Consider the following 13,031-nt stretch of genomic DNA (forward strand, 5'->3'; position numbering starts at 1 on the left):
CCTCAGTCGTTCCCCATAATTCGTCTCCTGAGTCGCCCAGGTGGCGGAATTGGTAGACGCACTAGCTTCAGGTGCTAGCGGGGGCAACTTCGTGGAGGTTCGAGTCCTCTCCTGGGCACCATGACTCAGCAAATGATCAAACCCGCGAAAGCGGGTTTTTTCATGTCCGGCGTTCGGGCATACCCACGCAACGCGTGCGCGATGGCGCCGCAAACAAAAACCCCGCCTTCCGGCGGGGTTTTGTTTTTCCATCAACACCGATCGATCAATGCCCGCCGGCGGAGGCCGCGCCTGCACCTGCACCGAACGGCGGCTTGGCCAGCCACAGGAACGCGATGATCGCCAGGAACGTCCAGCCCAGCAGGTAGAAGATGTCGTTGAACGCCATCTGCGATGCCTGGTGGTTGATCATGTTGTTGAGCACCGCCGCGCCATGCTGCAGGTCACCCTGCCCCATCGCGGCCACCTGGTCCTGCATGCCCGGCTGGTAGGCCGAGATGTGTTCGGTCAGGTCGGCGTGGTGCACCTGGGTACGACGTGCCCACAGCCAGGTGGTCAGCGATGCCGCGAAACTGCCGCCCAGCGTACGCAGGAACGTGGCCAGGCCCGAGCCCGCGGCGATCTCGCGGCCGTCCAGGTCCGACAGCAGGATCTGCAGCACCGGCATGAAGAACAGCGCCACGCCAATACCCATGATCAGCTGCACGCCGGCCACGTGCGCGTAGTCCACCTGCAGGTTGAAGTCCGAGCGCATGAAGCTGGTGAAGGACAGGAACACGAAGGCGAATGAGGCGATCATGCGCATGTCGAAGCGCGAGGCATACTTGCCCACGAACGGCGTCATGATCACCGGCAGGATGCCGATCGGCGCCGTCGCCAGGCCCGCCCAGATGGCGGTGTAGCCCATGTCACGCTGCAGCCACTGCGGGATCAGCAGCGACACGCTGAAGAACGCCGCATAGGCCACCACCATCGCCAGCGTACCGGCGCGGAAGTTGCGGTGGCGGAACAGCTTCAGGTCGACGATGGGATCCTTGTCGGTCAGTTCCCAGATCAGGAACACCGTCAGCGCCACCACCGCCACGCAGGCCAGCACCACGATCTTCATCGAGGAGAACCAGTCTTCGTCGTTGCCCAGGTCGAGCACCAGCTGCAGCGCGCCCACGCCGATCACCAGGGTGATCAGGCCGACGTAGTCCATCTTCGGCTTTTCAATCTGCTCCGGGCGCCCCTTCAACTGGTTGCCCACCACCAGCGCGGCGAAGATGCCCAGCGGCACGTTGATCAGGAAGATCCATTCCCAGCTGTAGTTGTCGGTGATCCAGCCACCGAGGATGGGCCCGCAGATCGGTGCCACCACGGTGATCATCGCCAGCAGCGCCAGCGCCTGCCCACGTTTCTCGCGTGGATAGATCGACACCAGCAGCGACTGGGTGATCGGGTACATCGGCCCGGCCACGAAGCCCTGCAGTGCACGCGACAGCACCAGCATGCCCATGCTCTGGGCCAGGCCACACAGCAGCGAGGTGATGACGAAGGCCAGGGTGGCCCAGATGAACAGCTTGCGCTCGCCGAAGCGACGGCTGAGCCAGCCGGTCAGCGGCAGCGCGATGGCCGTGCTGACCGCGAACGAGGTGATGACCCAGGTCGCCTGCTGCGAACTGGCGCCGAGGTTGCCGGCGATGGTCGGCAGCGAGACGTTGGCGATGGTGGTGTCGAGCACCTGCATGAACGAGGCCATCGCCAGGCCGACGGTGCACAGGGCCACGCTGGGCGGCAGGAACCCGGAGGCCGCACCCGGCGCCGCCGGTGCGCCCGGAGTGCCGGGCGCCGCTGGAGCTTGTGCGGACATGTCGACCTCAGCCCGCGTTGGCCTGCTGCGGCAGGTTGCCTTCGATGATCGTGTGGATCACCTCATCGGCATCATGCAGCTGCTTGGCATACACATCGGTGTCGAACACCGTGCCCTTGGCGGCGGCGGTCGGCAGTACTTCACCCTTCTGGTCGCGCAGGCTCACTTCAGCCTTCATCGACAGGCCGATGCGCAGCGGGTGTTCGGCCAGCTGCTTGGCATCGATGGCGATGCGCACCGGCACGCGCTGCACGATCTTGATCCAGTTGCCGCTGGCGTTCTGCGCCGGCAGCAGCGAGAACGCCGAACCGGTGCCCAGGCCCAGGCTTTCGATGCGGCCCTTGTACTTCACGTCACCGGCATACAGGTCCGACTTCAGCTCCACTTCCTGGCCCAGGCGCATGTGGCGCAGCTGGGTTTCCTTGAAGTTGGCTTCCACCCACATCTGCTCGGTCGGCACCACGGCCATCAGGGCATTGCCCGGCTGCACGCGCTGGCCGACCTGCACCGAACGACGGGCGACGAAACCGGTGACCGGCGCGACGATGCCGGCGCGGGCATTGTTGAGGAAGGCCTGGCGCAGCTGCGCGGCAGCGGCCAGCACATCCGGCTGGGTGGCGATGACGGTGTCATCGACCAGCGCGCGGTTGCGCTCGACGGTCTCGCGCGAACCGGCCACGGCGGCTTCGGCTGCGGCCAGCTCGTCGCGGGCGTGGGCCAGTTCTTCGTTGGAAATGGCGCCGGTGGCGGCCAGGTCCTTGCGGCGGGCGAAATCTTCGCGCACGCGCTTCAGGCTGACCTGGCGGGCGTTCAGATCCGCCTGCGCGCCTTCCACGCTGCGGTACAGGCCGCGGGTCTGGCGCACGGTCTTGGCCAGGTTGGCTTCGGCCTGCTGCAGGGCGACGGAGGTGTCGGCCGGGTCCAGCTGCACCAGCAGCTGGCCGCGCTCGACGCGCATGCCGTCATCAACGTTGATGGCAACCACGGTGCCGGCCACCAGCGGGGTGATCTGCACCTGGTTGCCCTGCACGTAGGCATCGTCGGTTTCTTCGAACCAACGGCCGAACATGAAGTACCACAGCGCCAGTGCGGCAAGCAGCAGCACGACGATGACGAACAGGCCGCGCAGCAGGTTGCCGCGGCGGTTGGAGGCGGCCGGGGCCGCGGTGTCTTGGGTCTGGCTCATGGCGTGGGTCTTCAGGAATGCGAGGAATCGGAATGGGAGGCGATCGGTGCGGCGTCGGCGTCACTGGGCTGGAAACCACCGCCCAATGCCTTGCTCAGGCGCACCGAGGTCTGCACCTGCTGCGACTGCAGGCCGGCCAGCTGCTGCTGCGATTGCAGCAGGATGGACTGCGCGCTGAGCACGTCCAGGTAGCTGCCGATGCCGGCGCGGTAGCGCTGCTGGGCCAGGTCGAAGGCGGCGCGGGAGGTATCCACCGCCTGCTGCTGTGCCTGCGCCTGCTGGGCCAGCGAACGCACCGCGTTGACCTGGTCGGCCACGTCGCGCAGCGCGTCCAGCACGGCCTGGTTGTAGTTGGCCACCGCCAGGTCGTACTGCGCGTCGGTGTTGTCCAGGTTGGCGCGCAGCTTGCCGCCTTCGAAGATCGGCAGGCTCAGCGCCGGGCCGATGTAGGCGAAGGTCGAGCTGCTCTTCAGCAGGTCGCCCACGTTCGGGGCGACCACGCCGGCCAGCGCAGTCAGGTTGAAGCTCGGGTAGAACTTCGTCTTGGCGACCTTGATCTGCTTCTCGGCCGCTTCCACGCGCCAGCGCGCGGCGACGATGTCCGGGCGACGGCCCAGCAGTTCGCTGGGCAGCACGCCCGGCAGCTGCAGGGCCAGCGGGTTCAGCGCCTGCGGGCGTTCGATCGACAGGCCGCGGTCCGGGCCCTTGCCGACCAGCGCGGCCAGCGCGGTGCGGGCGGCGTCGATGCGCTGCTGCGCGGCCAGCAGCTGCTGCTGCGCGGCCGGCACGCGGGCTTCGGCCTGGCGCACCTGCAGGTCGCTGTCGATGCCGGCGCTGCGGCGCTGGCGGGTCAGTTCCAGCGACTTCTGCGAACGCGCCAGTTCTTCCTCGGCCACGTCGTTGAGCTGCCAGGCATAGGCCAGCTCGGTGTAGGCCTGGGCAATGCCGGTGGACAGGTTCAGGCGCGCGGCCTGGGCGTCCACGGTGGCGGCATGGGCGCCATCGACGGCAGCTTCCCAGGCGGCGCGCTTGCCGCCCCACAGGTCGATGCCGTAGCTGAAATCGAAGGCGACCTGGCTGCTGCCGCCATAGCGGCCGCCTAGCTCATCACCCAGCATGGATTCGGGCAGGCGCAGGCCGGTGTAGCCGCCGGACACGGACAGGCTGGGCAGGCGGTCGGCACGCGCCGTACCCACCTGCGACTGTGCCTGGCGCAGGCGCGCATCGGCCGCGTCCAGGCTGGGGTGGCCGGCCAGGCCTTCACTGATGAGGGCGTCGAGCTGGGCGTCGCCCAGTGCCTTCCACCAGTCCTGGGCCGGGAAGCCGGTGGCGCTCAGGTCGCTGTCGGCCAGGGTGCGCTCGCTGTGCAGGCTGTCCACGTCGAGCACGTGGCCCTGCGGGTTCAGGCCACGGCTGCTGGCGCAGGCGGCCAGGGCCAGGGCCAGCGCTGAAACCAGCAGCGCGCGCCCGGACCGGCGGAGAGTGGGATGCGGGATCGGGTTCATGGGGTCGTCAGGGAATCGCGGATTCGGGTCAGGAGGGACAACAGCAGCGTGCGTTCGTCGGCGGACAGGTCGCGCAGGGCGAAATCCATCACCGCGTCGCCGCGCTTCTGCAGCCGCGCCCACAGGGCACGGCCTTCATCGGTCAGAACGATCTGCAGGGCCCGCCGGTCCTGGCTGTGCGGCTCGCGGCGCACGCATCCCAGGGCTTCCAGCTTGTCCAGCAGGCGGGTGACCGCGCTGGGCACCTGGTCGATGGCCTGGGCCAGTTCGTTGGCGGTGCACGGGGCCATGCGGGCCAGCAGCTTCAGGCCGATGTAATGGGTGAAGCCGATGCCGAGGTCTTCTTCGGCCATGGAGGCATCGAGCTGGCGGACCAGGCCGTCGCGCACCTGGCGCAGCAGCAGGCCGAAGCTGGGGGGGTTGGAGGACGGACAGATCATGGGGGAGCATTTTCTTCCAAAAAAAATATTTCTCAATGGAAATATTCGATCTGGCATCGAATGCTGTGTTGCAGCAACGGGCTCGATCAGTGAAGGCGCTACCTTAATGGCGCCCGGAACTGGCCCGGTAGTACAATCCAGCCAATGAATGTCACATTCCAGCCACCCCCGCCGGTCGTGACGGCAGGTGAACCGGGCCCGCCCACCCTCCTCCGCGAGGTCGCGATGGACTGGTTCGAGCGCAACGATGGCCCGCCGGTCATCGGTTTCCGCTTCGACAGCCCGCAGGGCCTGGCCCGTGAAGTGGACTGGCACCACCACGCCCGCGCCCAGCTGATCTACGTCGAACGCGGCCTGCTGACCACCCGCACCTCGCACGGCACCTGGTCGCTGGCACCGGGTTCGGCCGGCTGGATGCCGCCGCTGGAACCGCATACGGTCAGCCTGGACGGGCCGATGCGCGGCTGGGGCATGGCCCTGGCGGCGCCGGCCTGTGCCGAACTGCCCTCCGACCCCTGCGTGCTGGGCCTGTCCAAGCTGGCCCAGGCGGTGGCCGAACGCATCTGCGAATGGCCGCTGGACTACGTCCTCAGCGACGACCGCGAGCACATCCTCAGCGTCATGCGCGATGAGATCCGCACCGCGCCGCGCCAGCGCATGCACCTGCCGATGCCGCGCGACCGCCGCCTGCTGAAGATCGCCTCGCAACTGCTGGCCGAGCCCTCCGACGAGCGCAGCCTGGCCGAATGGGCGCACTGGGCCGGTCTGTCGCCGCGCAGCCTGACCCGCCACTTCCGCGACGAGACCACCCTCAGCTTCGCCCAGTGGCGGCAGCAGGCCCGGCTGGCCGAGGCGCTGCGCCAGCTCAGCGAGGGCCGCAGCGTGGCCGATATCGCCCACGCGCTGGGCTTCAGCAGCGCCAGCGCCTTCGTCACCGTGTTCCGCCGCCACTTCGGCCTGCCGCCCGGGCGCTACCTGGCGCGGGTCGGCCATGGCCTCGAACCGGGGCTGGATCCGGCGCGTGGCTTGGCATCCCCCGCCGCATCCGGATAATCAGTGCATTGAGAGCGCCGACCGCCGTCTTCGCCTCCCGACATAGGTAACAACGCCGCATGACCGAACCTGCCCGCCCCGTGTTCCACGGTTTCGAACAACTGCCGCTGCGCGAGTACGCCGAACGCGCCTACCTCGACTATTCGATGTACGTGGTGCTCGACCGTGCCCTGCCGTTCATCGGCGACGGCCTGAAGCCGGTGCAGCGCCGCATCATCTATTCGATGAGCGAGCTGGGCCTGAATGCCGCGTCCAAGCCGAAGAAGTCCGCGCGCACCGTCGGTGACGTGATCGGTAAATACCACCCGCATGGCGACAGCGCGTGCTACGAGGCGCTGGTGCTGATGGCGCAGCCGTTCTCCTACCGCTACCCGCTGATCGAGGGCCAGGGCAACTTCGGCTCCAGCGACGACCCGAAGTCGTTCGCGGCGATGCGCTACACCGAATCCAAGCTGACCCCGATCGCCGAAGTGCTGCTGGGCGAACTGGGCCAGGGCACCACCGACTGGGCGCCGAACTTCGACGGCACCCTGCAGGAACCGACCTGGATGCCGGCGCGCCTGCCGCACCTGCTGCTGAACGGCACCACCGGCATCGCCGTGGGCATGGCCACCGACGTGCCGCCGCACAACCTCAACGAGATCGTCAGCGCGCTGCTGCACCTGCTGGACGATCCCGATGCCAGCGTGCGCGACCTGTGCGAGCACGTGAAGGGCCCGGACTACCCGTCGACCGCCGAGATCATCACCCCGGCCAACGACCTGCGCACGATGTACGAGACCGGCAACGGCAGCGTGCGTGCGCGTGCGACCTTCACCAAGGAAGCGAACAACGTGGTGGTCACCGCGCTGCCGTTCCAGGTGTCGCCGTCGAAGGTGATCGAGCAGATCGCCGGGCAGATGCGCGCCAAGAAGCTGCCGTGGCTGGAAGACGTGCGCGATGAATCCGACCACGCCAACCCGGTGCGCGTGGTGCTGGTGCCGCGCTCCAACCGCGTCGACGCCGACCAGCTGATGGGCCACCTGTTCGCCACCACGGACATGGAGCGCAGCTACCGCGTCAACCTCAACGTGATCGGGCTGGACGGCCGTCCGCAGGTGAAGAACCTGAAGATGCTGCTCAGCGAATGGCTGGCGTTCCGCAGCACCACCGTCACCCGCCGCCTGCAGCACCGCCTGCAGAAGGTCGAGCGCCGCCTGCACCTGTTGGAAGGCCTGCTGGTGGCCTTCCTCAACCTGGACGAGGTGATCCACATCATCCGTACCGAGGACGAACCGAAGGCGGCGCTGATCGCGCGCTTCGGCCTGTCCGAAGACCAGGCCGAGTACATCCTGGAAACCAAGCTGAAGCAGCTGGCCCGCCTGGAAGAGATGAAGATCCGCGGCGAGCAGGACGAGCTGGCCAAGGAGCGCGAGAAGATCCTCGGCATCCTCGACAGCAAGGCCAAGCTGAAGAAGCTGATCCGCGACGAACTGACCGCCGACGCCAAGAAGTTCGGCGACGCACGCCGTTCGCCGCTGGTGCAGCGCCAGGCCGCGCAGGCCATCGACGAGACCGAGCTGGTGCCCAGCGAGCCGATGACCGTCGTGCTGTCGGAGAAGGGCTGGATCCGCGCGGCCAAGGGCCACGACATCGATGCGTCCACCCTGTCCTACCGCGATGGCGATGCCCTGCAGGGTTCGGTGCGCGCGCGCAGCACCCAGCAGGTCGCCTTCCTGGACAGCGAAGGCCGCGCCTACTCGACGCCGGTGCACACCCTGCCCTCGGCACGTGGCAATGGTGAACCGCTGACCGGCCGCTTCTCGCCGGCACCGGGCACCAGCTTCGTCACCCTGGCCAGCGCCGAGCCGGATGCCCGCTTCGTGCTGGCCTCCAGCCACGGCTACGGCTTCGTCACCCGCTTCGAGAACCTGATCGGCCGCAACAAGGCCGGCAAGGCAATGCTGAACCTGTCGTCCGGTTCCTCGGTGCTGACCCCGTCGGCCGTGGCCAACGTGGCCACCGACCGCATCGTGGCGGTGACCAGCTCGGGCAACCTGCTGGCGATCGCCGCCAACGACCTGCCGGAACTGGACAAGGGCAAGGGCAACAAGATCATCGAGATCCCCAAGGCCAAGCTCGCCACCGAGCGGGTGGTGGCGATCGTGGCGATCAGCCCGGGCCAGACCCTGCAGGTCCGCAGCGGCCAGCGCACGATGGGCCTGAAGTTCAACGAGCTCGACACCTACCTCGGCGCCCGCGCCACCCGCGGCCACCTGCTGCCGCGCGGCTGGCAGAAGGTCGAAGGGTTGTCGGTGGAGTGACCGGTAGTGCCGGCCGCTGGCCGGCAACTGCTGCCGGAAATCCAGACACGAAAAAGCCGGGGATTCCCCGGCTTTTTCGTTTGTCGGCTGGCGGGCGGTGGAGCAGCTGGCGGGCGAAGGCTGGCTGGCGGTGCTCCGGTGCTGGCGGGCGACGTTGCTTTGTGCGCCTGGTAGAGCCGACCGCTGGTCGGCTGCTCTCCGAAAAGCGGCCGACTAACAGTCGGCCCTACCGGGTCGGTGTGGGCGCCGGCTCAGTGCGCCGGGGCGCCGTTGCCGTCGATCTTGCTCAGCTGGTACAGCTCCAGGCCGATGCGCTTGATCAGGCCCAGCTGCTGCTCCAGCCACCAGGCGTGGTCTTCCTCGGTGTCCTTCAACTGCGCCAGCAGCATGTCGCGGCTCACGTAGTCGCCCTTCTCCTCGCACAGCTTCATGCCGGCGGCGAGATTGTTCCGAACGGCGTATTCAGTATCGAGATCCTTCTGCAGCATCTCTTCCACCGTCTTGCCCGGCTCGGTGGCATGCGGGCGCATGTCCGGGTCGCCGCCCAGGAACAGGATGCGGCGCAGCAGCGCGTCGGCGTGCTGGGTTTCTTCTTCCATCTCGTGGTTCAGGCGTTCGTACAGCGCGAACAGGCCCTGGTCCTCGTAGCGGCGGGAATGGATGAAGTACTGGTCACGGGCAGCAAGCTCGCCGCGCAGCAGTTCCTTCAGGCAGGCGATGACGTCCGGGTTGCCTTTCATGGGGGTGCTCCTGTGGATCGATGCGGCATAGGGTGCCGCATTTCAAAATACGGTGATCTAATCGGAATCAGTCGCAGTTGCGCCTGCGGCTACAATCCCCCCTCGAGTGCCGGAAGGACCTGCAATGCGACGTACCTGGCGTTGGATACTGGCAGTGCTCATCGCCATCGTGCTGGTCACCGCACTGGTCCTGTGGCTGCTGCTGCGCGGTAGCTTGGCAGAGCTGGAAGGCGAACAGGCCCTGCCCGGGCTGGCCGCGCCGGTCAGCGTCGAGCGTGACGCGTTGGGCGTGGTCACCATTACCGCCGGCAGCCAGGCCGATGCCATGCGCGCCCTCGGCCATGTGCATGCGCAGGAACGCTATTTCGAAATGGACCTGATGCGCCGCAGCGCCGCCGGCGAACTGTCGGCCCTGTTCGGGCCGGTAGCCATCGACGCCGACAAGCGCATGCGCGTGCACCGGCTGCGCGCGCGCACCGAGGCGCACCTGGACGAGGCACTGGGCGACAACCCGCAGGCCGTGCGCGCCTACGTGGACGGTGTCAACGCAGGCCTGGCCGATCTGTCGGTGCGGCCCTGGGCCTACCTGCTGCTGCGGCAATCGCCCGCGCCCTGGCAGGCCAGCGACAGCGTGCTGGCCGGGCTGGCCATGTATGCCGACCTGCAGGACCCGGACAACCAGAACGAACTGGCGCTGGCGCGCATCCGCGACGTGGTGCCGCCGGCCCTGCACGCACTGCTGGCCCATGATGGCAGCAGCTGGGACGCGCCGCTGCAGGGCGAGCCGCGCGGCGATGCACAGCTGCCCGATGCCGCGCAGCTGGACCTGCGCTCGCTGGCCGCCGCACCCGCGGCGCCTGCCGCCGAGGCCGATGCAGTCGGCAGCAACAACTTCGCCGTGGCCGGTGCGCTCACCGCCGATGGCCGCGCCATCATTGCCGACGACATGCACCTGGCCCTGCGCGCACCCAGCCTGTGGTTCCGCGTACGCCTGCGCTACCCGGACCCGAAGGCACCCGGCGGCCAGGTCGACGTCAGTGGCTTCTCGCTGCCCGGCGTACCGGCGGTCATCGTGGGCAGCAACGGGCATGTCGCCTGGGGCTTCACCAACAGCTACATCGACACCGCCGACTTCCGCCGCGAACCGGCCAATGCGGCGGTGACGGTGCACGAGGAACACATCGCGGTAGCAGGCCAGGGCGACGTCGTGTTGCCGGTGCGCGAAACCGCCTGGGGGCCGATCCTGCACACCCATGCCGACGGCAGCGGCGATGCCCTGCGCTGGGTCGCCCACCTGCCCGGCGCGGTGCGCATGGATTTCGCGGACATGGCCCGCGCCGGCGACCTCGACCAGGCACTGGCAACGGCCGATCACGCGGGCATTCCCGCGCAGAACCTGGTGATCGGCGACCGCAGCGGGCGCATCGCCTGGCGGCTGGTCGGTGCGCGCCCGGACCGTGGCCCCGGCTGCGTGCCGCAGGGCTTCAACACTGCGCAGAACAGCACGGACTGCGCGCCGTGGCCGATCCGCAGCGATGCCGCACCGGCCCTGGTCGATCCACCGGGGCAACGCCTGTGGACCGCCAACAGCCGCGTGGTCGACGATGCCACCCTGGCCGTGGTCGGCAATGCCGGCTATGACCTGGGCGCGCGCGGCCAGCAGATCCGCAACCTGCTGGCCACCCAGGACCGCTTCGACGAGCACGACCTGCTGGCGATCCAGCTGGACGACCGTGCGGTGTTCCTGCAGCGCTGGTGGGTGCTGCTGCAGCAAACCGCTGAGCACAGCGACGACCCGTCATTGAAGCGCCTGGCTGCCGCCAGCGAACACTGGGACGTGCGCGCCTCGACCCATTCAACCAGCTACCGCATCGTGCGCGGTTTCCGCGGCGACGTGCTGGATGCCATCGAGAGCGCGCTGCTGGCACCTGCCAAGGCCAGGCTGGGCGACGACTACCTGCCGCCGCGGCTTGCGCAGCTGGAAGGTGTGGTCTGGCCGATGCTGGAACAGCGCCCGGCCAACCTGCTGCCGCCGGGCGTGGACAGCTGGGATGCGCTGCTGGCCAAGGCCGCGCACACCCTCGAAGCCGACCTTGAGAAGCAGGGGCCGCTGCAGCAGCGCACCTGGGGCGAGCGCAACGTCGCCGACATCTGCCACCCGGTCTCGCGTGCCCTGCCCGCCTTCACCCGCCGCTGGCTGTGCATGCCGGCCGACCAGCTGCCTGGCGACCGCGACATGCCGCGCGTGCAGGGCCCGAGCTTCGGCGCTTCGCAGCGCATGGTGGTCTCGCCGGGCCACGAAGCCGACGGCATCGTGCACATGCCCGGCGGCCAGAGTGGCCACCCGCTGTCACCCTATTGGGGCGCCGGCCACGAAGACTGGGTGCATGGCCGCCCCACCCCGTTCCTGCCGGGACCGGCGCAGCACGTGATGAAGCTGGTCCCAGCGCGGTAGTGCCGGCCGCTGGCCGGCAACCTAATGAGGCGCGAAGCTGCCGGCCAGCGGCCGGCACTACCAGGTCAGGCCTTGCGGCGCTCGATCAGGTTCAACAGCGGGCCGGTCATCGCCGTGGTCACCAGGGCCATGATCACCAGCACCGCGAACAGGCGGTCGCCGAGCAGGCCCAGCTCATAGCCCAGGTTGAGCACGATCAGCTCCATCAGGCCACGGGTGTTCATCAACGCCCCCAGGCGCCAGGCCTCGCGGTTCTCCATGCCGGTGCTGCGCGCGGCACTCCAGGTGCCCAGCAGCTTGCCAGCGGTCGCCACCACGATGACCACCGCGCACAGCAGGAGATCACTGGTCTGCAACGCATCGGCGCGCATGCGCAGGCCGGTCATGGCGAAGAACAGCGGCAGCAGCAGGGTCGCGGCGAAGGGTTCGACCCTGGCCACCAGAAGGTCGCGCAGCTGCGTGTTGGAGGACACCGCCACGCCGGCGGCGAACGCGCCGAACAGCGCGTGGATGCCCAGCACCTCGGTGACCAGCGCACTGGCCAGTGACAGCAGCAGGATGCCCAGCAGCCAGCGGCCTTCACGGCCCGGCGCGATCTGCTGGCGGGCAAACCACGGCTTGACCGCGCCCAGCATCAGCGCGATGAACAGCACCACGCAGACCAGGTTGATGCTGGCCGACAGCCAGCCGGTGGCCTGTGCAGCAGCGACGATCAGCGCCAGCATGCACCACGCCGTGGCATCGCCCAGCGCCGCACAGGCGATGGACGTCTGCCCCAGCGGCGTCTGCGTGATGCCGCGGTCGGCGAGGATGCGCAGCAGCACCGGGAAGGCGGTGATGCTCATGGAAATGCCGACGAACAGCGCAAAGGCCGTGAAGCCGACGCCCTGCGGTCCATGTTCGGGATAGAGCCAGATGGCCAGCCCCACGCCCAGCACGAACGGCAGGGCGATGCCTGCATGGCTGACAGTGAAGGCGAATCTGCGACGGCCGCGCAGCGCGCCGAGGTCGAGTTCGGCACCCGCCACCAGCAGGAACATCAGCACGCCCAGCTGGCTGAGCATACCCAGCGGCCCCAGCGACGCAGCCGGGAACAAGGCACCATGCAGCTGTGGCAGCAGGCTGCCCAGCACCAACGGGCCCATCATCAGGCCGGCCGCCATTTCGCCGATCACCGCCGGCTGGCCGAAATACTTCAACAGGGCGCCCGCGCCCTTGGCCACCAGCAGCAGCACCAGCAGCTGCAGCAGGAACAGGCCCAGCGGCGAGGACAGGTGGTGGGCCCAGTCACTGCCGACCACGGCTTCGGCCTTGGCTGCAACCGACGGCACGCCCGGCCCGGCATAACGCGCAAGCGCCAGGCCGATCGCCAGCGGAACCCCGGCCCAGGCCAGGTAACGCCACCCCCACTTCGTTGGCGGCACGCTGCCCCCGGTCTGTACGTCCATGAACATTCCCCAATGTGCAGGGGGCCGATGATACGTCCTTCTTCGCGCG

At 68.4% G+C, this 13,031-nt stretch carries 9 protein-coding genes and 1 tRNA gene; 4 read left to right on the plus strand and 6 right to left on the minus strand.

Annotation, left to right across the window (positions count from 1 at the left end; translation table 11 throughout):
* The first annotated feature begins 34 nt into the window (after nucleotides 1-34).
* A tRNA-Leu gene (locus AC3WL7_RS01415) sits at nucleotides 35-121 on the plus strand.
* Nucleotides 122-265: 144 nt separating this feature from the next.
* On the opposite strand, the gene emrB is transcribed toward AC3WL7_RS01415, so the two are convergent.
* Genes emrB through AC3WL7_RS01435 form a run of 4 tightly spaced genes read right to left on the minus strand, consistent with a single transcriptional unit; the run spans nucleotide 266 to nucleotide 4,983 of the window.
* Complete coding sequence (emrB, locus tag AC3WL7_RS01420; protein ID WP_079221273.1) at nucleotides 266-1,852, minus strand: multidrug efflux MFS transporter permease subunit EmrB; 1,587 nt, start codon at nucleotides 1,850-1,852, stop codon at nucleotides 266-268.
* Between the two features lie 7 nt (nucleotides 1,853-1,859).
* Complete coding sequence (gene emrA, locus AC3WL7_RS01425; protein ID WP_079221272.1) at nucleotides 1,860-3,038, minus strand: multidrug efflux MFS transporter periplasmic adaptor subunit EmrA; 1,179 nt, start codon at nucleotides 3,036-3,038, stop codon at nucleotides 1,860-1,862.
* An 11-nt stretch (nucleotides 3,039-3,049) separates the two neighbouring features.
* The gene (emrC, locus tag AC3WL7_RS01430; protein WP_492749078.1) at nucleotides 3,050-4,543 is read right to left on the minus strand and encodes a multidrug efflux transporter outer membrane subunit EmrC; all 1,494 of its coding nucleotides are present in this window, start codon (nucleotides 4,541-4,543) and stop codon (nucleotides 3,050-3,052) included.
* A complete protein-coding gene (locus AC3WL7_RS01435; protein WP_108746304.1) occupies nucleotides 4,540-4,983 on the minus strand; it encodes a MarR family winged helix-turn-helix transcriptional regulator in 444 nt (147 codons plus the stop codon). Before AC3WL7_RS01435 ends, emrC begins: the two co-directional genes overlap by 4 nt.
* A gap of 144 nt (nucleotides 4,984-5,127) precedes the next feature.
* Here AC3WL7_RS01435 and AC3WL7_RS01440 point away from each other — a divergent pair, with 144 nt between their 5' ends.
* Nucleotides 5,128-6,036 carry a helix-turn-helix domain-containing protein gene (locus AC3WL7_RS01440; RefSeq protein ID WP_079221269.1) on the plus strand — a complete coding sequence of 303 codons (909 nt, stop codon included), beginning with the start codon at nucleotides 5,128-5,130 and terminating at the stop codon, nucleotides 6,034-6,036.
* Between the two features lie 59 nt (nucleotides 6,037-6,095).
* Nucleotides 6,096-8,339, plus strand: a complete 2,244-nt coding sequence (gene parC, locus AC3WL7_RS01445; protein WP_492749079.1) for a DNA topoisomerase IV subunit A — start codon at nucleotides 6,096-6,098, stop codon at nucleotides 8,337-8,339.
* A gap of 251 nt (nucleotides 8,340-8,590) precedes the next feature.
* Here parC and bfr read toward each other — a convergent pair whose 3' ends face one another.
* The gene (bfr, locus tag AC3WL7_RS01450; RefSeq protein WP_004151115.1) at nucleotides 8,591-9,079 is read right to left on the minus strand and encodes a bacterioferritin; all 489 of its coding nucleotides are present in this window, start codon (nucleotides 9,077-9,079) and stop codon (nucleotides 8,591-8,593) included.
* Nucleotides 9,080-9,203: 124 nt separating this feature from the next.
* On the opposite strand from bfr, the gene AC3WL7_RS01455 reads away from it, so the two are divergent.
* Nucleotides 9,204-11,534 (plus strand): penicillin acylase family protein, encoded by a 2,331-nt coding sequence (locus tag AC3WL7_RS01455; RefSeq protein ID WP_492749080.1) that lies wholly within the window; start codon nucleotides 9,204-9,206, stop codon nucleotides 11,532-11,534.
* Nucleotides 11,535-11,599: 65 nt separating this feature from the next.
* Here the strand turns inward: AC3WL7_RS01455 and AC3WL7_RS01460 are convergent, their stop codons facing one another.
* Nucleotides 11,600-12,988: a cation:proton antiporter gene (locus tag AC3WL7_RS01460; RefSeq protein WP_492749081.1), complete on the minus strand. Its 1,389-nt coding sequence runs from the start codon at nucleotides 12,986-12,988 to the stop codon at nucleotides 11,600-11,602.
* Between the last annotated feature and the right edge of the window lie 43 nt (nucleotides 12,989-13,031).

This window comes from Stenotrophomonas sp. FW305-3-2-15-E-LB1, from assembly GCF_058787375.1.

Coding starts and splice junctions, on each gene's coding strand:
- AC3WL7_RS01435 (WP_108746304.1), bottom strand. CDS start 4,983: ATGATCTGTCCGTCCTCCAACCCCCCCAGCTTCGGCCTGCTGCTGCGC.
- AC3WL7_RS01455 (WP_492749080.1), top strand. CDS start 9,204: ATGCGACGTACCTGGCGTTGGATACTGGCAGTGCTCATCGCCATCGTG.
- bfr (WP_004151115.1), bottom strand. CDS start 9,079: ATGAAAGGCAACCCGGACGTCATCGCCTGCCTGAAGGAACTGCTGCGC.
- AC3WL7_RS01440 (WP_079221269.1), top strand. CDS start 5,128: ATGAATGTCACATTCCAGCCACCCCCGCCGGTCGTGACGGCAGGTGAA.
- emrA (WP_079221272.1), bottom strand. CDS start 3,038: ATGAGCCAGACCCAAGACACCGCGGCCCCGGCCGCCTCCAACCGCCGC.
- AC3WL7_RS01460 (WP_492749081.1), bottom strand. CDS start 12,988: ATGTTCATGGACGTACAGACCGGGGGCAGCGTGCCGCCAACGAAGTGG.
- parC (WP_492749079.1), top strand. CDS start 6,096: ATGACCGAACCTGCCCGCCCCGTGTTCCACGGTTTCGAACAACTGCCG.
- emrC (WP_492749078.1), bottom strand. CDS start 4,543: ATGAACCCGATCCCGCATCCCACTCTCCGCCGGTCCGGGCGCGCGCTG.
- emrB (WP_079221273.1), bottom strand. CDS start 1,852: ATGTCCGCACAAGCTCCAGCGGCGCCCGGCACTCCGGGCGCACCGGCG.